The organism is Siminovitchia terrae, from assembly GCF_003605405.2.
In the GTDB taxonomy this organism is placed as follows: Bacteria; Bacillota; Bacilli; order Bacillales; family Bacillaceae_C; genus Siminovitchia; species Siminovitchia terrae.
Genome location: NZ_QYTW02000026.1, coordinates 54,816 through 77,059 on the forward strand (window position 1 = coordinate 54,816; position 22,244 = coordinate 77,059).

General features: G+C 38.6%; 23 protein-coding genes. 3 read left to right on the plus strand and 20 right to left on the minus strand.

From position 1 onward, the window contains the following. Nucleotides 1-8 precede the first annotated feature (8 nt). The 8 genes from D5F11_RS20175 to ytaF (D5F11_RS20205) form a co-directional block, all read right to left on the minus strand. Entirely contained in the window at nt 9-359 is a 351-nt protein-coding gene (locus D5F11_RS20175; protein WP_120119251.1) for a hypothetical protein, read from the minus strand. A 500-nt stretch (nt 360-859) separates the two neighbouring features. After that, nucleotides 860-1,477 carry a sporulation membrane protein YtaF gene (gene ytaF / locus D5F11_RS20180; protein WP_120119254.1) on the minus strand — a complete coding sequence of 206 codons (618 nt, stop codon included), beginning with the start codon at nt 1,475-1,477 and terminating at the stop codon, nt 860-862. A gap of 235 nt (nt 1,478-1,712) precedes the next feature. Next, nucleotides 1,713-1,943 carry a hypothetical protein gene (locus tag D5F11_RS20185; RefSeq protein ID WP_120119250.1) on the minus strand — a complete coding sequence of 77 codons (231 nt, stop codon included), beginning with the start codon at nt 1,941-1,943 and terminating at the stop codon, nt 1,713-1,715. A gap of 16 nt (nt 1,944-1,959) precedes the next feature. Further along, on the minus strand, nt 1,960-2,448 hold the full coding sequence (locus tag D5F11_RS20190) for a hypothetical protein (RefSeq protein ID WP_120119249.1): 489 nt from the start codon (nt 2,446-2,448) through the stop codon (nt 1,960-1,962). Nucleotides 2,449-2,463: 15 nt separating this feature from the next. Then, nucleotides 2,464-7,170 (minus strand): cation-translocating P-type ATPase, encoded by a 4,707-nt coding sequence (locus D5F11_RS20195; RefSeq protein WP_120119248.1) that lies wholly within the window; start codon nt 7,168-7,170, stop codon nt 2,464-2,466. A 38-nt stretch (nt 7,171-7,208) separates the two neighbouring features. Further along, entirely contained in the window at nt 7,209-7,577 is a 369-nt protein-coding gene (locus D5F11_RS20200; RefSeq protein ID WP_245998273.1) for a YtxH domain-containing protein, read from the minus strand. Nucleotides 7,578-8,856: 1,279 nt separating this feature from the next. Continuing rightward, the gene (locus D5F11_RS26805) at nt 8,857-9,009 is read right to left on the minus strand and encodes a hypothetical protein (protein WP_185830813.1); all 153 of its coding nucleotides are present in this window, start codon (nt 9,007-9,009) and stop codon (nt 8,857-8,859) included. A gap of 40 nt (nt 9,010-9,049) precedes the next feature. Continuing rightward, nucleotides 9,050-9,694, minus strand: a complete 645-nt coding sequence (ytaF, locus tag D5F11_RS20205) for a sporulation membrane protein YtaF (RefSeq protein ID WP_120119245.1) — start codon at nt 9,692-9,694, stop codon at nt 9,050-9,052. A gap of 122 nt (nt 9,695-9,816) precedes the next feature. Between ytaF (D5F11_RS20205) and D5F11_RS20210 the strand changes: the two genes are divergently transcribed. Beyond that, nucleotides 9,817-10,500 (plus strand): DUF1232 domain-containing protein, encoded by a 684-nt coding sequence (locus D5F11_RS20210; RefSeq protein WP_120119244.1) that lies wholly within the window; start codon nt 9,817-9,819, stop codon nt 10,498-10,500. A gap of 72 nt (nt 10,501-10,572) precedes the next feature. Here the strand turns inward: D5F11_RS20210 and D5F11_RS26810 are convergent, their stop codons facing one another. The 3 genes from D5F11_RS26810 to D5F11_RS20215 form a co-directional block, all read right to left on the minus strand. Further along, entirely contained in the window at nt 10,573-10,710 is a 138-nt protein-coding gene (locus D5F11_RS26810) for a TIGR03943 family putative permease subunit (RefSeq protein ID WP_185830814.1), read from the minus strand. A 14-nt stretch (nt 10,711-10,724) separates the two neighbouring features. Then, nucleotides 10,725-10,931: a TIGR03943 family putative permease subunit gene (locus tag D5F11_RS28230; protein ID WP_120119243.1), complete on the minus strand. Its 207-nt coding sequence runs from the start codon at nt 10,929-10,931 to the stop codon at nt 10,725-10,727. A 126-nt stretch (nt 10,932-11,057) separates the two neighbouring features. Beyond that, the gene (locus D5F11_RS20215; protein WP_126646641.1) at nt 11,058-11,252 is read right to left on the minus strand and encodes a hypothetical protein; all 195 of its coding nucleotides are present in this window, start codon (nt 11,250-11,252) and stop codon (nt 11,058-11,060) included. Nucleotides 11,253-11,387: 135 nt separating this feature from the next. On the opposite strand from D5F11_RS20215, the gene D5F11_RS20220 reads away from it, so the two are divergent. Continuing rightward, nucleotides 11,388-12,572: a GTP-binding protein gene (locus D5F11_RS20220; protein WP_120119241.1), complete on the plus strand. Its 1,185-nt coding sequence runs from the start codon at nt 11,388-11,390 to the stop codon at nt 12,570-12,572. A gap of 61 nt (nt 12,573-12,633) precedes the next feature. Then, nucleotides 12,634-13,686 carry a metal ABC transporter solute-binding protein, Zn/Mn family gene (locus D5F11_RS20225; RefSeq protein WP_120119240.1) on the plus strand — a complete coding sequence of 351 codons (1,053 nt, stop codon included), beginning with the start codon at nt 12,634-12,636 and terminating at the stop codon, nt 13,684-13,686. A 64-nt stretch (nt 13,687-13,750) separates the two neighbouring features. Here the strand turns inward: D5F11_RS20225 and D5F11_RS20230 are convergent, their stop codons facing one another. The 9 genes from D5F11_RS20230 to D5F11_RS20270 form a co-directional block, all read right to left on the minus strand. Further along, nucleotides 13,751-14,314, minus strand: a complete 564-nt coding sequence (locus D5F11_RS20230; protein WP_120119253.1) for an undecaprenyl-diphosphatase — start codon at nt 14,312-14,314, stop codon at nt 13,751-13,753. A gap of 423 nt (nt 14,315-14,737) precedes the next feature. After that, nucleotides 14,738-15,475 carry an SHOCT domain-containing protein gene (locus D5F11_RS27555; protein WP_185830815.1) on the minus strand — a complete coding sequence of 246 codons (738 nt, stop codon included), beginning with the start codon at nt 15,473-15,475 and terminating at the stop codon, nt 14,738-14,740. A gap of 155 nt (nt 15,476-15,630) precedes the next feature. Then, nucleotides 15,631-15,780, minus strand: a complete 150-nt coding sequence (locus tag D5F11_RS28235; protein ID WP_373316391.1) for a hypothetical protein — start codon at nt 15,778-15,780, stop codon at nt 15,631-15,633. A 124-nt stretch (nt 15,781-15,904) separates the two neighbouring features. After that, entirely contained in the window at nt 15,905-16,975 is a 1,071-nt protein-coding gene (locus D5F11_RS20245; RefSeq protein WP_120119238.1) for a dipeptide epimerase, read from the minus strand. A 15-nt stretch (nt 16,976-16,990) separates the two neighbouring features. Continuing rightward, the gene (locus tag D5F11_RS20250; RefSeq protein WP_120119237.1) at nt 16,991-18,151 is read right to left on the minus strand and encodes a DUF819 family protein; all 1,161 of its coding nucleotides are present in this window, start codon (nt 18,149-18,151) and stop codon (nt 16,991-16,993) included. Between the two features lie 99 nt (nt 18,152-18,250). After that, nucleotides 18,251-18,568 carry a DUF3870 domain-containing protein gene (locus D5F11_RS20255; RefSeq protein ID WP_120119236.1) on the minus strand — a complete coding sequence of 106 codons (318 nt, stop codon included), beginning with the start codon at nt 18,566-18,568 and terminating at the stop codon, nt 18,251-18,253. Between the two features lie 158 nt (nt 18,569-18,726). Further along, nucleotides 18,727-20,214, minus strand: a complete 1,488-nt coding sequence (locus D5F11_RS20260) for a sodium:solute symporter family protein (protein ID WP_120119235.1) — start codon at nt 20,212-20,214, stop codon at nt 18,727-18,729. Then, nucleotides 20,211-20,411: a DUF3311 domain-containing protein gene (locus D5F11_RS20265; protein WP_120119234.1), complete on the minus strand. Its 201-nt coding sequence runs from the start codon at nt 20,409-20,411 to the stop codon at nt 20,211-20,213. The genes D5F11_RS20260 and D5F11_RS20265 overlap by 4 nt, the downstream gene beginning before the upstream one ends. Nucleotides 20,412-20,501: 90 nt before the next feature. Next, nucleotides 20,502-21,731: a Zn-dependent hydrolase gene (locus D5F11_RS20270; protein ID WP_120119233.1), complete on the minus strand. Its 1,230-nt coding sequence runs from the start codon at nt 21,729-21,731 to the stop codon at nt 20,502-20,504. Between the last annotated feature and the right edge of the window lie 513 nt (nt 21,732-22,244).

The window sequence follows — 22,244 nt, forward strand, 5'->3', positions numbered from 1 at the left end:
CGATTTTATTAGGCGCACCGTAGAAACCTGCAAGAAATACAACCAAGAGGAACACAGGAAGGAGATAAGGGAAATGAAACAGGTTTTGTCTGTTCCTGTATAAAGGTTGGAGATATATCCTTTATATGATTCAAATACACCCCGAATAATAAAAGACTTAAAAAGACAACATTTGAATTATTTTTATAAAAGAAGAAAATGAATAAACTATCAAATGCGCCTTGGCGTATTTGTGCCCAGATTTTATCGAGCTTAAGCTCGATAAATTTCCTCTGAAAATCTGTGGCATCCGCCGGAGGCTTAACTTTATTCAGCCGGGGTTTGAACCCCCACTGAATGGAATACCAATACGCATTCATCTCACCACTTACAGAAGTGGGAGACTTCTGCTGAATGAAGTTAAATGGGAGTGTATAATCTTAGGATTTCAACCTTTAAAAAGTGTTGAGTAAGTTGCAACACAATCGTATGATATTCTCTAAAACTGAAAGATCCTCGAAAGCCGCTTTATTCCCAACAAAAAAAGCATGTCAAACAACTGCCTTGCAATTGTTTGACATGCTTTTTGGACCTTTGGTTTATTGTTATACTTCTCCATAATCATCGAAGTAACACCTAACGGCAATTTTCTTTATCTATTTTCCAAATGCCACCACTCTTATTATACCAAAGAACGAGGGTATTTTTTTATTTTCTTTACCAAGGGTTTCAAGCAACATTGATAGCTTCAAGATTCAGTCTAGCCAACGATTAGTACTTATTTTTCAGGTACGAAAGTTGGTAAATAAATATACCAAAAATTTGTTTGATTGGATTTTTCTATTTACACATCAATACTTATGTGTTTGAAAAAGGAAACTTAATCCAGAAATGCGGCAAATGCGATGATTAATAGTAAAGCACCACTTATCAGTGTACCGAACTGCCCTACAGTAAACTTGCCTATTCGAACATTTGCCACTTTAGCTCCTAAAGCTACTCCTCCCCAAACTGTTACGAAACTACCGACAGAAGCCGCTATACATATTATGATGGGATTCAAGCCAAGCAAGCCTGCCCCGATTCCATTTGTAAGTGCATTTGCGGAAAGGCCAATACCTAATAATATGGATTCAACAAATCCAATTCTTCCAGATGTTGCAAGAGCCATTGGATTTTTGATTTTGCCCTTTACATCTGATGCAGCAACTTCCATTTCGGCACCTTCTACGGAAGCTTGATTTTTCCGAGGAACCGCCAATAAAATGATTCGAAGACCAATGACGACCAATAAAAATGATCCAATCACAATAGGCAGTACCCCTGGCAGAATCTTAGCTAGGATTAGGCCGAAGTAAACTCCTACCACACTAAATAGAAAACAAATGACCGATATGAGTAAATTGGATAAGTGACTTATGCGGATACCGCGTATCCCATATGAAATACCTACACCGAGATTATCAATACTTGAAGAAATTGTAAGTGCTATGATCATCATCCATGCAGTCCACACTCTTAATCACTCCCTAGTTTACATATTTTATATTGAGCGTAATATAAAATTCTATAACTGTGGATAATTTTTCCCTGTCTAGCTCCGACGGCCAGGATGGCCTAATGCCACCGACGTACAGGAAGTACTAGTGCAAGCGAAGCGACAGGATGTCGCGTTCTGAGCCTGCCGAAGCCACAGGAAGTGGCGCCCTGAGGCGGCCAGCGCTTTTCTTGTTTTATTTACTTAGAGAAAACCATTTCATTACATTCATTCGATTGGCCCTTCCCTTATTTCGAATCAAACTAAATAACTCACTCGTGAAAACGCCCCACTTTTTGGACACTTCCTTTTGAGTCATATGTTCTTCTGAAACCATTATGATGCTGTGATCCAATGCCTGCTCGAAATGTTCCAGGGCTTTTATCAAATGATAGTCGATATTTTTTTCAGTATTGTTTTCACCCATCTTGGGACTCACTCCTTTACTCCTTGGTGTTAATCTCCTTTTCAAGCGTTGTTTCCAATTCATCGGAAAACTCCTGACTGTTTATTTCATTGAAAAGTTCGCTGTCAGCTCCTTGTTTCGCTCTTTCCAGTTTCGCTTCAACAATAAGGTCTTCGATCTCTTCTTTAATTGTTCCGATGGTTGTTTTAACACTTTTTACACCTGACTCAACAATTGGAAGAAATGTATCTTTTGCTGCTGGAATGAATGAGAAAGTTGAACTCTTTCCTCCCCCTTCGTCCAACTCTTCATCGTTTTCGATTAGTTCTTTCTCCATTTCTTGCTGCATTCTTTCCAGTTTAGCCTCAGCAATGATATCTTCCGCTTCCTCCTTGATTGTTTCCATGGCAGATATACCGCATCTTACCCCTTTCTTAATGAGGGGACGTAGTGTATGAGTAACTACGGGCAATAAAGTGACGGAAGCTGCTGCTACAGCAGAGCCTATAATGAGTCTACGAATCATTTTATTCATACTCCTTTATGCTGTTTTTAATAGTTCATATTCATTAATTACTGGATGTACTGAATCGACGGTCTTATGTGAAAATAATTGAATTACAGACTTTGAAAGTCTAGACACAATTCCTGCTATAAATATGACAGGTATCCATTGTGTAAATGTTAATGGAACGGTATGGAATACCCGAGCTAATGGGGGAAAATATATAGCTGATAATAAGGCTAGCCAGGAAACTCCTAATGCTGAGACGAAAAACCGGTCTTTCGCCCAATCATGAACAGTTTCTTCTGATCCTTCCTGTCTCCAGGAGAAAGTCTGCATGAGCTGACCTGCAACTAATGCAGCGAAAGCTGATGTCTGTGCCACAGCAAGGGGAACCCCGGCTGCTAAACCTAAACCGAACAGAGTTAGTGAACCTGTTCCAAGCAGAACTCCACGTGTAATAACTTTTTTATACAATTCTCTATCAACAATATCTTGTCGTTTTGTTTGCTTAGTTTTATTTCCGGGGTTGACAGCCAAAATCATGGCAGGCAAAGCATCAGTAATAAGGTTCATCAAAAGAATTTGAATCGGAACTAGCGGGATTGGTAATCCGGCGATAACAGCGCTGCTCGTAACAAGTACTTCTGCTAAATTACCTGTTAATAAACATCCAACTGCTTTACGGATGTTTCCGATGATTGTTCTGCCTTCCTTTACACCTTCGACGATTGAGCCAAAATGGTCTTTTTTAAGAATAAAATCTGCTGCTTCTTTTGTTACTTCTGTTCCTGTTTGCCCCATCGCAATACCAACATTTGATTTTTTAATCGCTGGTGTATCATTGACGCCGTCCCCTGTCATTGCAACAATATGGCCGCGATTTTGAAAGGCAGTTACAATTCGCAATTTGTGAGCAGGAGTAACACGGGCAAAAATAGATGTATCCTTTACCACTTCATTTAAATCTTCATCTGTAAGATGATCGATTTCTGATCCTGTCAAAACTTTGTCCTGACTATTCCAAATACCTACTTGTTTCGCGATAGCAATCGCAGTAATCGGGTGATCTCCCGTAATCATTACTGGCTTCACGCCTAATTCAATAGCTTCACGAATACTTTTCTCCACTTCCGGTTTCGGCGGATCGATGATTCCTGCCAATCCAACAAAGATTAAATCATCATTATTCATTTCATTTTGACACATTTGATTTCGACTATATGCAAATGCTAATACCCTAAGGGCGTTATTAGCAAATCCCTCGTTTTGCCGTAAAATGACTTGCTTTTCCTTATTAGATAATGGGTAGACGTGACCATTTTCTTGATACCAGTTACATCGGTCAAGAATTGCTTCTACGGATCCCTTGGAAAGGCGGTAATAATCTTGATCAACATTCGAATGTTTATAAACAACACTCATGATTTTCGTCTCGGAATCAAACGGCTCCTCATAGCATCGTTCCCATGAGACCATATCCTTTTGCCATACCTCCGTTTTTCCAGCCAAGCTAAGTAATGATCCCTCTGTCGGATCACCTTTAAGAATCCACTGACCCTCATCCTTTTCTAATTTACTATTATTGCAGAGAACACCAATCTGAAGGATACGTGCCAATTCAGGATCCTCTAATGGATTATTTACATTCGTAGCAGAGCCGATATCCTTTTTTTTCATATCCAAGCCTGCCGCTACTTCAAAATGCGAAATTTCAGCAATGGTTCCAATAGGTTCATAGCCATTCCCTGTCACGTTCCATAAACGATTAGGTGTAGCAATGACTTTTACCGTCATTTCATTTTTTGTGAGCGTGCCCGTTTTATCTGAACAGATGACGGTTGTTCGCCCAAGCGTTTCTAAACTTGAAAGTTTGCGAACGAGTGCATTTTGCTTTTGCATACGGAAAATACCAGCACTTAAGGCAATCGTAATCATAATCGGAAGACCTTCAGGGACGGCTGAAGCCGTAAGCGTAATCGAAGTCGCTATCATTTGCGTAATTGGCAGGCCCCTTAGTACACCGGCTATCAGTACAATTCCACCTGCTGCAAAAGCTCCCTTAATAAACGCTTTACTAATGGATGTCACCTTTTGCTGCAGAGGAGTGGCCTTTATTTCGCTGCCTTTCATCAGGGAAATCATGTAGCCCATTTCTGTACGCATTCCCGTTGTCACAACAAGACCAAGAGCCTTTCCCTTGGTTACTGAAGTACCCATATACAGCATATTTGACCGCTCAGCTAGAGGACAGTCTTGTGGTGTAACGTCGGCATTCTTTTCAATAGGCAGTGATTCCCCTGTTAATGTGGATTCGTTAATTTCTAAGTTCCAAGAATAAATGATACGAAGATCTGCAGGTACACGATCCCCGGCTTCAAGACAAACAATATCACCTGGAACAAGTTCTGTACTTGATATTTCTGCTTCTTTTTCTTCTCGTATCACTTTACAGTTAGGAGGCCTGAATTGATTTAAAGCTTCTGTAACTTTTTCGGCTTTTCTCTCCTGAAGTGTCCCTATTACGGCATTTCCAATGAGAATCATTCCCATCGCCATTCCATCGAACAAACCCCCGGAAAAGATAGATAACGCTGCTGCTCCAAGCAGAATAAGTGACGTGAATTCCTTAAATTGCCCCATGAAGGATACATACCAAGGCATTGGTGGTTTAGGATCAATCTGATTGATCCCGTATTGATTTTTTAGCACCTTTACTTGGCTTTGATTTAATCCTTCTTGTTCATTGACTTTTAATAAATTCAATACTTCTTCCTTGGCCATTGTGTGCCATGGAATATTCACCATCTCGGAAAGACTTTCTTTAGCAGATACCACACGCTCAATTATCTGACTGTCTTTCCTCATCATTACTTTGGGCGTAAATGATTTTTCACTCAATCGTTTAGTCCTTGATAATAATATTAATGAAAGTGCGTTTGCCATCAAGCCTATAACAGGTGCTGTAAAAGCAGACCCTACGGCCAAGAATTCCCCAATAAAATTCCACACCTTAGTCATTTGGAAATGTTGATTCACTAACCTATTAACTCGATTGGCATATTCTACAGGCTTGCAAATATCTTTTATATTTTCGAAAGAAATGGTTGGAATTTGTAAGTTTTCACTTTGTTGGTTGTCACTCCCTGTTACGTATAAAACCTCTTCTCCTTTTGACCGTATAGCCTCCAAACGAACTGTTCCAAAATCATACAGCCAACTTTCATCCACACCACTGTTTGCAAGTGTCTCACGGCTAATGTTTAAACTATTTCGCAAGACCCCAACTTCCCACTTGTTCTCATATATCCAATCAGCTATTTCCTTATATTCAGCGGTGAATTCAACTCTTGGTCCAATCAATAACCCAATACATTCATTGCCCTTAGCAACGAATTGTACAGTGAAGCCTTCTTTTACCAGCTTTTTTGCCTTAAGGTAGTATTTCTTGTAATCCACTCCGTTTTTCCGGACAAACCTTTTACTTCCGAAAAAATACGTAACACCTTGAATATCACCTTTTATTCCTTGTTCGCCTACTTCAAGGCCAAATGCAGTCCGCAATGTTCTACCTGATTGCACTGCCTTCTCTGTTACTTCTTCTTTCCATGAATGATCACTTTTCTTCATTAGGGCAGCTACAGAACACCATAATTGACTATCATTTCCCTCGTGGGAGATGCAGCGTATCCCTTTTGTTTCTGTTTTAAATATTCTAGATGTATCATCAAATACGATTGTTTTTGTTTGGGACAACCGGGACAATGATCCACGAGCCGGAATGAGATAGCCTTTTTCCTTGGAAATGAGGTCTGCTTGATCCCACGCATATTCCGCAGATGTTAGAGCAGGCTTTGGATTGGCTGCTAACAGAACTGCCATTCCCCGTATTGGATTCCTGGTTAATGCCCATGTTGCACCCCCGAGAATCATTCCCCATTTTGATTGTTTGTGACTATAAGATCTGATTTCCTTTGAAAGGTGCTGCTCTTTGTTATCGGAATCAAGTTGGCCCAGAGCTGCCCTGCTCCGTTGCCAGGAAAGGTAGTTTAATAGGCTAAGCCCAGCCAATACAAGAATATTTTCCCGAACTAAAGCAAGCGCTAGTGTACTAACACCAAGCATTAAATCAGGGTTCAGCTTTTTGTTGGCAAGTAATTGCTGAAAGCCTCGTTTAAGAAAAGGGTATCCTGACAATATAGAGACACATCCGGATACATAATAAAGGCTAGGGCTTCTCGCCAAGGCTGATCGCCCCATAAATAGCTGTTTGATACCAATGATGCCTAATCCAACGACAGAGAGGGTTAACGGAAGTGGTACTCGATCTTCTATTCGCTTCCCAAAGTTATTGGCTGCGGATTGGGAATCATCGGTATTTATTCCGAGCATCAAATTAGTCGATTTGCTAGCAGATTCTTGCTTATCGGGCGTTTCATCTGTAGTAGCTACTTCATTATTCACTTTTTCATTGACATGATTAGTAATACCGCCGGTGAATTGTTCTTCTGCAGACTCGATGATTTGGATAATATTATGTAGTGCGATTTTAGTTTCATCATAAGTAATGAGAGCTCTCCCGGTATCTGTAGAGGGACCCACCTTATTAATTCCTTCAATCTGTCTAAACTGATCTAAGATCCATTCCGCCATGTTAATGTTGTGTTTCAGTCCATCGATTTGAATTCTGACCCTTCCTGGTAAGGATCTAATAAATCGGTTTTTTAACGGTTTAGTTTGCATTATGATTCCCCTTATCATAAATTAAGGAATTAGATCGTTTAAGTCTTTATCTGGTGATGAGAACTGCTAAAAGAACCTTCGTAGTTTATCTCTTCATCAGAAATGGGAACGAGTACGTCGGAACCCCACTTTTTTTGAAGATGAGTAATGGAATCTTGAACAACCCCTACAATACCCAGTATAGGCACAGTCAATTTTACGGCCACCTTACGAACAAACGCTCTTGCTTTGGGTAATTGGCCTTTCATTCCAGTAGTTGCCTCCCGAGCCTTTTCTTTTTTACCTATAAAAGCCGCAATCGTTTTTACTGCAGCTTTACGAAAGGCTGCTCTCGTTTTAAGAGATGTGATGAGGACTGCCGATACTCCAGCGGCGATACCGATGGGGGATCGAATAAATCGAAACATATTCATTTCTCCTCACATAATTAGTTTTGATCTTTGGAACCCTGTGCATTTTAACCCATCCACTGAATGATAATCTCCTCCCTCAACACCAAAAACTTATTATTTAGAATAATACATTTATATTGACAATTATTCAACAACTTATTTCCGAAATGGTAATCTTATGCTCATTATTTTCAATTTTATGTGGTAAAAGTAGACACCGTTGCTGAGAAGACTAATATAATATAAAAAATTGTTAGGGGAAGTGTGGCCACAATGGAGTTTATGAAAAGGAGTTTTGCTATTATGACAAAATTCAAAAAGGGGGTATTTCCTCCTAAATTCAGAAAGGCATTGATTAATTTAATACGAACACTTGTTATTGCAGTCTTAGGTGACGTTGTTCTTCTTTTAATTAAAAGTTATCTAACAAAAAGGTTCAAATTGCTTCCTTTATAACGACTTTTAAATAAAAAGACCTGGAGGTGAAAACAATGAACAGAGAGACGAAACAATCCATCTTTTTTGCAACGGTTCATACTGTTTTTTTTCTAGATTTAGCAATTTATTTTATTTATCGATAGCTCGAGATCTTCTGGGCTATCCATTTTCTAACCAAGTCAAATAAAGGTCATTTGTTCATTTGAAGGCTAATGAACAAATGACCTTTTCGGCATATCACACTTACTTTAGTCGTACTATATAGAAACATTAACATGAAGAAAGCACAAGGCGAATTTTGATGAGGGAGTTCCTCGGCCACCACAGCAAAGCTGCTAATTTTAATTACATCGTGAAAAGCTTCCTTGAATAAGCTGTGCCGCAGGAGCACATTCTTCCTGAATAAACTTCCGCGTGACTTGATCCTTGCGCCGATGGCGCCTAGCCGCCTCAGACCGCCACATCCTGTGGCTTCGGTGGACTAGTACTTCCTGTACGTCGGCTGGCTCAAACGGCGACGTCCTGTCGCTTCGTCTGCACTAGTACTTCCTGTACGTCGGCTGGCTCAAAGCGGCGACGTCCTGTCGCTTCGCCTGCACTAGTACTTCCTGTACGTCGCAGCTAGACATATAGAATCTTAATTGGAACAAAATATTTCATCAAATTTTATACTTTCCTTTTAAATAAAAGGACATGTGAGTTTTCTCGNCATATAGAATCTTAATTGGAACAAAATATTTCATCAAATTTTATACTTTCCTTTTAAATAAAAGGACATGTGAGTTTTCTCGAAGTTTTATCTCTATACTACGAGACGGCACTTCACAAAACTTCACAGCCCTTTTTTACCATACGCCTAATCAAATGCGCCTTGGCGTATTTGCGTCCAGATTTTATCGAGCTCCGCTCGATAAATTTCCTTTGAAAATCTGTGGCATCCGCCGGAGGCTTTGACTTTATTCAGCCGGGGTTTGAACCCCCACTGAATGGAATACCAATATGCATTCATCTCACCACTTATAGAAGTAGGAGATTTCTGCTAAATGAAGTTAAAAGAATGCTGTAACAGCAATCACTAAAATAATTACTCCGCTTAAAGCTGTGCCGAATTGGCCAATAGTAAATGAACCAATCCGTACATTTGCTAATTTAGCTCCTAAATTCACACCTGCCCAAACACTGATGAAACTGCCGATTGCAGCTGTCAATGAAATCGCAAGCGGAGATAGACCGAGTAAACCAGCACCTAATCCATTCGTAAGTGCATTGGCTGATAATGCAACGCCTAGAAGCGTAGCTTCCCCCCAACCGATTTCTCCGGAATTATCGACATCAGCTAATTCAGGATTTTTTAATATACCTTCAATGCTTCTGGACTGTTTGTTTTGTTCACTAACCGCTTTCGAAGCCCCTTTTTTACGAGGGGAAGCTAACAAAATGATTCTAATTCCAATCACAAACAGTAAGAATGACCCGAAGATCACAGGGAGCATTCCAGGAAGAATTTTTGACAGCCAAAGCCCGAATGAAATTCCTGCCATGCTAAATAAAAAACATATGACAGCGATCATAAAGTTAGGACCTATTCGAATGTGTATCTTTCGAATTCCATAAGAAATTCCTACACCTAAATTATCTATACTCGAAGAAACAGCAAAGGCCAAAATAATAAGCCAGGTGGCCCAAATTGTCATTTTTGAAACCTCCCTAATTTTTTTACATCTTATTGTTGATGTCAACTGTATGTGCTTATCCACTAATAAAACGTTGAGAATAATTCAACATATCCTATATTTTGTGGAAGGGGTGATTGACCATGTCAACAAGCAACAACAAAAATCAAAACCTTGGTGAATTATTAAAAGCATTATTAAAAAAACGTTCGCTCTCCATGAGGAAGCTTAGTTTGGCAACAGGAATTGATACTGCAACGATTTCACGAATTGCAAACAATAAACAGCAGGCAAAACCCTCTCATATAAAGCTATTTTCACAGCATTTGCAAGTTCCTGAAGCAACCTTATTACAATCTGCAGGATACGACGTTGAGATTACTGCAAAAGGTGCGCAAAATGATATGTACGATTCAATCAATTCAATAAATGAAGTTCTTGTATCATCCAAATTTTTGGGGGACCAATTTAATATAGTGAAAGTACACGAGGAGTTGGCTAAATATGAACAATACGCACTCACAGAAGAAGGTAAACAAAAAATATTAAAGGAGTTTAAAACGAAAGTGGAGGAAGTTAAAGGAGCCGGACCTTTTATTAATGAGTTGAAGAAAATGCATAAAAGTTTTTGTGAAGAAGATATATCCATCGAAAAACGCTCTATTATTGGGGGTGTACTCCTGTATTTTATTTCATCAACTGATATTATTCCAGATTATGTTTTTCCATTTGGTTATTTAGACGACGCAATTGCAGTTCAGATTATTATAGAACGGCTAAAAAAAATAGAAGATCTTAGTAAACCTAATGATGAACATGAAGTGTAAATCCCATTAATAAAAGATGTGCAATATAGACACTGCACATCTTTTAAGAATTTCTATTGGCAAGAAAACTTATTACTCAACCAGCAGTTTAAGTATTTCATAAACATACGGATTCTCAGGCTGCTCCACCTTTTCCAGATGACTTATTTGCAAATAGGGAAGTTCGCGGTCTTGCAAATGAGGTGTTGATAAAGTGCCGGTAACTTTCACCTATTCATCCTCTTTTACAATTTGGGCGTTTTCCAACGTCGAAAAATGCAGTACACCAGAGCGTCTGCATAGCAGCACGAAATTCCAAACCTGGCTATAACTAATTGATTCTCTTTGAACTCAGGTTCTTTATATACAAACCCCGTGATTTCCACTTCCTTGCCTACAAACAAATGCTGTTGATCATAAAAAATATCCAAGATCGCCACATCGATCGTCATCTACAAAGATTTTTTCACTGTTTAGAAGCTCCGATTTCAATTTTTCCTGATCATCTGTTATCATGATTTGTCCATAAGTAATGCCAGCTTGCTCCTCTCCCTCAGTTGCACTGTTGGATTCGGCTTCTATTTCTTATCAAGGTTTTCCATGTAAGCATCTCGATCCTCCAAATATTGTTCCGCAAGTGAGGTATCAGGACTGTCATAGTCAGTCTTTGGTGGCTCCGAAAATAACCCCGCCCCATACTTAACCCCTCTTTTAGCGACAACGAAACTGTCCAAAACAACATCCCTGAAATAACCGGCAAAATAAATATCCAAATCCTCCTCCACAATGATCACTGTCAAGATTATCAAAAGCAATGAGGAAAAAATAATTATTCCCCTTGCTATCTTGCGTTTTTTATTATAATATACAAATCGTAATGATTACGATTTAAAAAAAGGAGGAATTTGATGATTAAAATACCTGTCACCGTTTTGAGCGGCTATTTGGGAGCGGGAAAAACAACTTTATTGAATCATATCTTACATAACAGGGAAGGACTCCGCATCGCGGTTATTGTCAACGATATGAGCGAAGTGAATATCGATGCGGATCTGATTCATTCTGGAGGCTTCAAGAGAACAGAAGAAAAACTCGTGGAGCTGCAAAATGGCTGTATTTGCTGCACATTGAGGGAAGATTTGATGATCGAGGTTGAGAAGTTAGTAGATTCGGGAAACATAGATTATATCGTTATTGAATCAACTGGTATAAGTGAGCCTATACCAGTCGCCCAAACATTTACGTATATTGATGAGGAACTGACTATAGATTTAACAAAAAAATGCCGTCTAGATACGATGGTCACTGTCGTGAATGCCCATCAATTTTGGTCTGATTTTTCTTCCGGGGAAAGTTTGCTAGACCGCAATCATGGAACCGCCGAGTCTGATGACAGAGACGTTGTAGATTTATTGATCGATCAAATCGAATTTGCCAATGTCATCGTTTTAAATAAAACAGACCTTCTTGATAAAGCTGACACGGAACAAATGACCCATATTCTGCAATCATTGAATCCTGAGGCAAAAATCATTCAAACATCATATGGTTCGGTGCCATTAAATGAACTTTTAAACACTAAAATGTTTGATTTTGAAAAGGTAAGTCAATCTGCTGGATGGATAAAAGAATTGAATGAAGAACATGTTCCCGAAACTGAAGAATATGGAATTTCCTCATTCGTATATCGCAGAAGGCGCCCTTTCCATCCTGAGCGTTTTTATAAGTGGCTTGAAAATTGGCCTGTAGAGGTAGTTCGATCAAAAGGATTCTTTTGGCTTGCAACAAGGAACGATATGGCAGGACTCTTGTCACAGGCAGGAACCTCCATCACAATACAATTAGCGGGATATTGGATAGCCTCCCTTCCGGAAGATGAGCGCAGGATCATGCTACATGAAGACAGTCAATTATTGGCTAGATGGGACGACACCTATGGTGACCGGATGACAGAAATAGCTTTTATCGGGATTGACATGGCGAAGGATGAAATTGAAAAGCAACTTGATGAATGTTTATTGACCCTAAATGAAATGAGTGAAAACTGGAAATCGTTTGCCGACCCCTTCCCTTCTTTTTCGACAGTACATTAAAATATCTTAAAAATCGTAATGATTACGATTATCATAATGCTAGCTAGAAAGGAATTGACTAATGAGAACTAAATCTATTTTTTTTACAGTCGTTTTAATCATTGCGATATTTATAAGTGGCTGTCATAAGAGTTCACCCCCCCACTCCAATAAGAATGTAAATAAGAATACGAGTGGTACCCTTAAAGTTTATACGACGATCTTTCCTATAGAAGACTTTACCAAGAAAGTTGGTGGAAAATATGTTGATGTTAAAAGTGTATATCCTGCTGGAGCTGATGCCCATACGTTTGAACCAACCTTAAAAACGATGATGAATATAGCCGATGCAGACATATTTATTTATAATGGAGCCGGGTTTGAAACGTTTATTGATAAAGCAGAGAAAACTTTCGCCAATGAAAAGGTAAAAATGGTGGAGGCCTCCAATGGAATTGAGTTATTGAGCGGGCATGATCACGATCATGAAGAGCACGGTGAGGCCGAGCATGGAAACCATGACCATCACACTCACATGGAGGGAGATGATGACGCAAATGATCACGATGCTCATACAGAAAATGAACATAGTGATCATGACCATCACCATGATCAAGACCCCCATGTTTGGCTGGATCCCATCCACGCAATCAAAATGGCTGAAAATATTAAAGAGGCATTATCAGAAGCAATGCCTTCTGCCAAAGATGAGTTCGAACAGAATTTCCAAGACTTGAAGCAGAAACTTGAACAACTCGATGTTGATTTGAGTGAAGTAATAGAGGCAACCGAACATAAAGACTTACTAGTTTCACATGCTTCATACGGATACTGGGAACATCGCTACGGCATTCACCAAATCAGTATAACGGGCTTAAGTCCAGAAAATGAACCCTCACAAAAACATTTGCAAAACATTATTGAGACGGCGAAGAAACATAATATTCACTTCATTATTTATGATCAAGTTCCATCAGCTAAAGTAGTAAATACTGTCCAAAAAGAAACTGGGACTAAACCTATTACTTTGCATAACTTGGAATATATTACAGAAGATGACAAAACCAAAAAAGAAGATTATTTCAGTCTCATGAATAAAAATATAGACACACTAAAAATTGTACTGGAAAATTAATAAAACAAGAGGCTGCCCTCTTCGGCAGCCTTTTGATTTTAGGTTGTTCATAGTAAAAAAGTGATTAGATAGATTTTCTAAATCCCTGAATAAAATTTTGAAAAATAGGGTCAAGAAAACGTTTTTGTGACATAACTACAACCGTAATAATCAATGCGATGATCGCACCAGTGGTAACATCCAAAGGATAATGGACACCGATATATATCCTTGAAAGTGCCATGAAAAACGCTAGAATTAACAAGATAATTCCAATCTTTTTTCGATAGAAAAATAGTGCCCAGGTCATTGCAAACGCCCCTGCAGAATGATTGCTCGGAAATGAAGGGTCTGCGCTCGTTTTATGACTTAGTAAATGGACCGAATGTGTAACGAAAGGCCGTGGTCGAAAATACATCAATTCAATTGCCTTGTTAATTCCAAGGACAATAATTGTAATTGTTAATACATACAAGACGATTTTTCGATTTTCTATCATTCTCCCTGACTTTGAAAACCACAGCCATACGAGCACAATTCCAAATAATATTGGACCAAATTTTGAAAATAACATCACCGTTTGATCAAGAAAGTCATTTTGTCCTGCAAATTGATTGATCATTTCAAATAACTTGTAGTCAAAGTTCATCTTAAAACTTCCTTTATGAAAAGTTGAAATTACATTATAGCATATTGCCAGTAAACGAATATTTAGTTTTTTCATGGAAAAAGTCACCCAATGGAATGAAATATGGGGAAATATGGGAACTTCTAACAAAATGCGGAGAACATACACTAAGCTATCTTCGATATTAATGAGAGCCAATTTGTCCTGCGCTAAAGAATCATCGGCTTTTACAACTTTTTATGGAAATTGTTATGGAGTCGTTTCTATTCTTGTACGTCTTTAATAATATAGAGAAATGTGAACATTACACTAGAAAAAGAGAGAGAAATTAACCCGTTATCAAGTGAGCTTTCCAATACTACTGTGATATCATCCATCCGCCTATGGATGGAAAATATCCTGTAGCCATTTACCTTTACTTAAAAAAACACCCCGAAGGATGCCTTATAGACCTAATAATTCTTTTTTCTTTAGTGCGAATTCTTCTTCTGTAATAACACCTTGATCAAGTAGCTTTTTATATTCTAGTATTTTGTCAGTTTCACTAGTTTGAGTATTTTTTTTGTTTTGCTCTCTATTACAAATTAGCTGCAGCATAGAGATGCATTCTTGTACATGATTATAAGCGATGCGGTATGTAGTGCTATCCGTTTTTATTTTTTTGTTCAAAAATGTTATGTAGACAGCTGGTTGAGCAGTGTCGTTAACTGTCAGTTTCACTTTCAAATTTGTACAGTATGCTATATTTTTCTTTTTCCCAGTCACAGCACCTACAACGGCACCTGTTTCGCCAAATAAAGCTCCCCCAACCAATGACCTGCCTAAACCACCACTCGTTATTGTTTCACCGTCTTCTAACAGTTCGAAACTGATAATCTCACTATAGTTAAAAAGATAAGATTTAGCTGGTGTTGGGATAAGGAGTTGTTCTTTCTCATCATCAAAATAAACCGCTACCCCTATTTTTTTGGTTGCATTAATTTTTAAATCTTCCTTGTTTTTACCTAAACCTGTCATTGCTTTTAAAAAATCATCCGAAGTTAGCTTTTTAATCCCTAAAAATTGTTTTGGAGTAAGTAGCGCCTCTCTAAAACAACCATCACACACAACTCCCTCGTTTGCGATTTTACGTCGATATAAAGCAACCGCATTTCCACCACAAACTGCACATACTTTGGCCATTTCCACCATTCCTTTATTTTAAATTGGTTATTAATGATTATAATGGAAAGGACTTCTATTTGCATGATAAATGTATAACGATCAGGAATTTACACCCTACACAATCTGGATGATCTAACTCCATTACTGCCGCATTACTATATTCAGCATTGTTTTTAAGTTAGATTGTACATCGAAGTGCAGTGGATGATGGATGTTTTTTTGTCAATATTACTCTTCAATGTATCTTCATGCACCTGAATATTCTTCACCATTGCCTCTGGTATCAATACGAACATGGGGGAAGTGTTTTGTGAGTGAATCATTTTTTCGTCTCCAACATACATTCCCACATGATGTACCCTTCCTTTACCTTCTTTATATGCGAAATCAAAAACACGCAAATCAATGCCAAAATGAGAAGGCGTCATTTTCTTTAAGCAACATAATCTATCTTTTCCTTTTAACGCCTAAACCTGAATCTCCTGAAACCTGTATTGTATTTTCTTCATATATTATGCCTTCAAATGGCTCTGCCTTGATCCACAAAGGGGCATCCAAATCAATCTTTGTTATATTTGGATGCGCAATGGCCAGGTGTACCGCCGCCGCGACACTGACACTCGATTCCATCATGCTGCCAATCATGCATTCTATTTCCGCCACTTCTGCCATGTCAGCGATTTGAAGCGCTCGGCGAATACCTCCAGTTTTCATCAGCTTGATGTTTAAGTAGTCCACAGCCTGTTCTGATAACAATTTCATAGCGTCTCTGGGAGAAAACAGACTTTCATCAGCCATTATCGGCGTTTGAACATTTCTTTTAATCTCTTTTAATCCAGTGATATTATGCGCTCTTACGGGCTGTTCCACAAGTTCTATATTTAACCTGTCTTTTTCCCACTCCCTTATTACTTCAATAGAATGCTTGACGTCCCATCCTTGATTGGCATCTACACGAAGCGTCACATTATTCCCAACGGCCTCGCGAATGGCCGAAATTCTTTCAATATCTTTCTTCCAGTCTTTTCCGGCTTTAATTTTAATGATTGAAAATCCATTATTCACAATCTGTTTGGCCTCGGTGACCATTTTTTCCTCTTCACCAATGCTGATAGTCATATCATTCATCAGTTGATTCGTTTTACCGCCTAAGAATTGATATAAAGGTATGTTCCAAAACTTGCAAAGGGTGTCATAGATGGCTATTTCAACAGCAGCCTTTGCACTTGTATTGCCGACACAACTTTGTTGCACGATTTTAGAAAGCTGGTTAAGTTGGGTAATGGATTTCCCGAGCAATTGAGGAGTAATGACTGATTGGATAATCCCCTTTATTCCTTCCGTTGAATCACCGGTGATCGCCACAGTCGGAGCTGCGGCGCCCATACCTATTATCCCATTCTCCAGTCGGAGCATAACTATAACATTTTCTATTTCATCTGCTGTCCTGAGGGCAGTTTTGAATGGCTTGATTAACGGCAATTTTTCTACTGAAACTTCTATTGATTGAATATTCATCGTTGCACCCTTCCCTTATATAGCTGATAAAATGTAAGATGTCAAAATTCCATAATACGTTCCGAGCAAGCTTCCAAGAACGGCCATCAAAATCCCGACAGGAATCAGCATTCTATTGAATGACCCCGCCAATATAGGGGCAGATGCCACGCCGCCGATATTCGCAAGCGAAGCCACCCCCATCGTAAATAAATCGAGCTTAAAAGCTTTTGCCAGAATGATCATAATCAACCCATGGAAGAACATAATCATGAAACCAGATAAAATGTAAACAGGTGCCTGGAACAATTGAGAGAAGTCAGCATGTGATGCGATCAACCCAATGATAATATAAAGCATGACTTTTGATATCTCCATGGAACCCGGCAATTTTCCAATTTTGGTGACGGCCAAAACAAGACCAACAACGGAGGCTATAATGATTGTCCAAGTCGTGGCATTGACGGCAGCACCAAGTTCAGGCAATCTTTCGCCAATCTTTGTGGCCAATACGGAAACCATCAAACTAAGTCCAAGGAAACCAATTAATTCTACAAAACCGATCGGTTCCTGCCTTTCCTCCTCCGCCTCTAACTGTGCAGTCACTTCATCGATATAAGTGGTATCTGCTTTTGTCCATTTATTAAATTTCGAAGCAAGGGGTACAAGCCAAAATAAAAACATTACCCATACTGAGTAATTGACAGTATCCATGATCAACGCATAGCCAAAAATGTTCTCCGGCACATCCAAGATCCCCTGCAAAATCACCATGTTAGCTGATCCGCCTGTCCAGCTTGCGCTCAGTGCCGAAAAAGCTTTCCACGTATCGGGAGCATAAAACCCTTTAAGAAGTGCGTAGGTAATCGTAAATCCTCCTACAATACTGATTGATGCGGCAAAGAAAGTCAGCAGCATTTTCGGCCCTAACCTAATGATTTTTCTAAGATCACAATGAAGCAGCATTAACATCAGCATAGCTGGAAGCAAAAGTCCACGCACAGTTGAGTAAGCATTTTCAACTGACTCACTTGACGAAAAAAGACCGAAGGTTTTCATTAGAGCGGCACCAATATAAATGAGTACGATACCTGGCACATATTTAAAGAACTTGCCTCCGATCTTTTTTTCTGCAACCGCGATAGCGGCGGTAAACGCCAATAAAAAACATACAAATATAACGCCATCCTGAATCATATTCAAATCCTCCTTATATTTTAAAAATCAAAAAATCCAGCCATTAGGAAATAAACTCCCTAACAGCTGGATTTCAATTGCGAATAACAAATGAAGCAGCTAACTGTCTATAATTTGGGTATATTTAATATGCGCATTTTTAAAGGCAACAATGATAGCCTTTTGAGAAGAACCGAAATATCTCTCTTCTATCTCTTGTATGACAGCTTCTGGCTCATTCATTGATTTTCCCTTGAAAATAGACTGGACAAATTTGGATGTAAGCGCAATTGTTGAAGAGCACTCCGCCTCCAGTATCTCATGACTCTCCCGATCTATGACAAGTCCGATGAAAAAAGTATTAAACTTTTGTGTAATGGGGTTGTTTGAAGCTGTCTTGCTATCCCCAATGATATAAACAGCATGATCTGGAAACACTATAGGTCCTCCTGTAGCCGGATAACGAGCGAGGCACCTGCACGTATGAGGTGCAAATGTTCATCACATTATCGACGATATTTTCATATTAATACAAACGTTTTCATTTTGCAATCATTTATTTTCTATCATATTAACAGTGCAATTTTATTTTCTCTTTATGAAACCCTACTAGCATCCTTTACTTTTTTCAAATTTAAGGTTGCTTTACTTTTTCCCAATAGACTTACAAGAATGGTCACAATTAGATTCATTATTAATGCAATGACTCCAGTACTAATATCGTTAATAACATGCGGAACACCCGGCCAGAAAGTTGTAAGTTTCACACCTGAGATAGTTATATAGGCTACAACCATCACCCCTGTAATAATCCCCGCTATAGCTCCCGCCTTATTGATATGATTCTTTTTAGATAAAGTGAAAAACAATGCCGGAGCTAATTGTGTTATGAGGCTGTACGACATGATATTTAAAATGGCCAACGCTTCGCCACCTGTAATCGTTACAATTAGCGCGATAATGGAAAGACTAATAATAATGATTCTTGACACAACTAATAGTTGTTGTTCAGAAGCTTTTGGTACTATAACTTTATAGAAACTGTTTGTTAACCCAACAGATGCAGCCATAAGCATAACGGAAGCGGGAACTAAAGCTGTCAGTAATCCAGCTGCACCGATGACCCCGATGATCCATGGATCAAAGGTTTCTATCGATAATCTTAATAGAGAAAGGTCTCCATCAGCTCCTTGCAGCCCGGGGATTTGCACAATTGCTGAAAAACCAATGAAGAATATAAAAAGTAATAACAGTGTATATAAAGGTAATACAATTGCATTTTTTCTTAGTGTCTTTTCCCCTTTAGAAGATAAGACGACCATGAACGTTTGCGGCAATAAATAAAAGCCAATTGCATTTAACAATACTGTAGAGATAAACCAAGATTGACTTAGCCCTTGATCAGCTAATGTTAACATTTCAGGCTTAACCGATTGAACGGACTCAAACATCGGCTTAATTCCACCAAAATAATGAAAAGGAATATATAAACCTAAAAATATAACAACTACCAAAATTAAGAAATCTTTAATAATAGCAGTCCAAGCTGATCCATGTATCCCCGATATCATAACATAAGTAGTTACTACAACTGTACCAATGACGCTTGCCGCTATAGGAGGAATCACCCCATAAGATGCTTCTGAAACAATGATTCCTAATCCTTTTAGCTGGATAGAGATATATGGAACAAGGGCTAAACTTCCTAAAACGGCAACAATCATCCCCATTGCTTTACTGTTGAATTTCGCAGCAAAATAGTCAGGTTGGGAAATAATCGAATTGTCCTTAGCGTATCTCCAAATTTTAGGAACTAACCAATAGGATAAAACATAAGCTAAGAAAATGTATGCCGGGACATAGTAAGCCGCTGCACCTTTTGAATAGGCCCATCCACTTCCACCTAAAAACGTAAACGTTGTGTAAATTTCACCAGCTATTAAGAGGAAAACGAACAATGTACCGAAGCCTCGGCCACCGACAGCAAATTGCTCCATGTCCATATCCTTCCCTCTTTTTGCTTGAATCCCTAAATATAGGGCTAGTATAAGGGAGGCAAATATAATGACTAATGCGACATTCATTCAACATCACTCCCTTGATTATCAGGGTCAAACTTATAAACAATTGTTAAAATAATAGAAGCTAAAACCATCCAAAATGCAATCCAAAATAAAAGAAAGGGCATGCCCAGTACGTATGGTTCTATTTTATTTGCATAAGGCAAAAAACCTAACATTCCAATAAAAGGAATCCAGAGCAAGAGTTTAATAGATTTCATAAGAGACCTTCCTTTAATTTTCCCGCGGGATATAATTGGAATACTCATTGATTAAAAGCGCTTTCGATGAGTATTCCAATTTATTTAGGATTACGATTGCAGTGCAAGAACCGTTTCTAAGAGAACATTTACTCCCTTTTCACAATCTTCCCAAGAAGTTAGCTCGTCCTCGTCATGGCTTTTTCCATTAGCACTTGGGACGAAAATCATTGCGGTTGGAATGAAGCTTGCAATGAATTGCGCATCATGTCCAGCTCCACTCACCATTCTTTTATATGAATACCCTAATGACTTAGTCGATTGTTCTACCAAATTGCAAATATTCTTGTCGAACCAAACCGTGTCTCGATCCCATAACTTAGTTGTTTTAATTTCACAACCCTCGTTTGCATCTGAACGTGTTAGTCCTTGTATAATTTCCTCAACTTTCTTGATAATGTCAGGATTTTTATGTCTTGCTTCCAGGGAAAATACAACTTTATTTGGAATAACTGTGGAAATGTTTGGAAGAACATTTACTCTTCCAATCGTATACACTAATTCATTATCAAGTGCACTTATTTTTTGGCGTACTTCGGTAATGAAGTTATTTGTCGCAAAGAGAGCATCTTTTCTCATATCCATCGGAGTTGTGCCGGCATGGTCGGATTCTCCCGTAATTTCAATATCATAGCAAACCATTCCAAGTACACACTCAACAACTCCAATTGTTAACCCTTCCCGTTCGAGAACTGGGCCCTGTTCAATATGTAACTCTAAAAATGCTGTACCTTCTTGTAACCTCATCTCCTGTTCTCCGGCATAACCAATCGACTGTAATGCATCACCGAAAGTGATTCCATCCACATCCGTTTGTTGAAGCATCTTTGTTTTATCAAATTTACCTGATAGAACGCCAGATGCCATTAACGAAGGTTCAAATCTTGCCCCTTCCTCATTGGTGAAATTAACAACCATAATCGGGTTTCTTGGTTTAACCCCATTCTCTATTAATGTACGAACTACTTCTAAACCGGCTACAACGCCTAAAACGCCATCAAAGCGTCCTCCTTTTTTGACAGAGTCCATATGTGAACCCATGACAATAGGTGGTTTATTTTCCTTACCTTCTAATGTTGCATAAATATTTCCCATGTCATCAACTTTTATTGACATTCCAAGCTCTTTACAGCAGGAACAAAAATAATCTCTAACTAAACGATCTTCTTCAGACAACGCTAAACGTGTGACCCCATTATTTTTAGTACGTCCAAAATCTGCGAATTTTTCAAGTGTACCTTTTAAACGATTTCCATTAATTAATGCTTTTTGTTGTTTCATTTTATATTCAGTCCTTTTAAAAATTACAATATTTTTTTCAATTCCTTCATCAAAATAATTTGCTAGATGTTAGCAAGATTATGTAAAATTAGCCAGGAATCTCATTCACTTCCATGTTTACAGTTTCAATTAAATTACCTGCCAATTTTTCAGTTGAACCTTTTCGATCACTCCACCATTAGGATCAGATTATTCTCAATCATTTTTGCTGTTTCTAATGCCTTGCTATTCACTACACTTATTTGAGTAAATCTTAGGATACGATGATCGGATGTTCGATTGTGATGGTACCAAGTTGAACATTTAAGAAAGCGCTTTCCCTTATAGCATTTTCGTCAAAGCCCCACGCGGGTACCCACTTTTCTTTAGGATTTTCTCCATTTTTCCTTTCAACAAAAACTAGATGCTCAGCTTTAGAGCTCCCACTGATTCACACTATTTGAACTACTCCCACTTAACATACTTACGGTCTGTTTGAAGTGGGAGATTCCTAAGAACACCTTCGTAACCGAA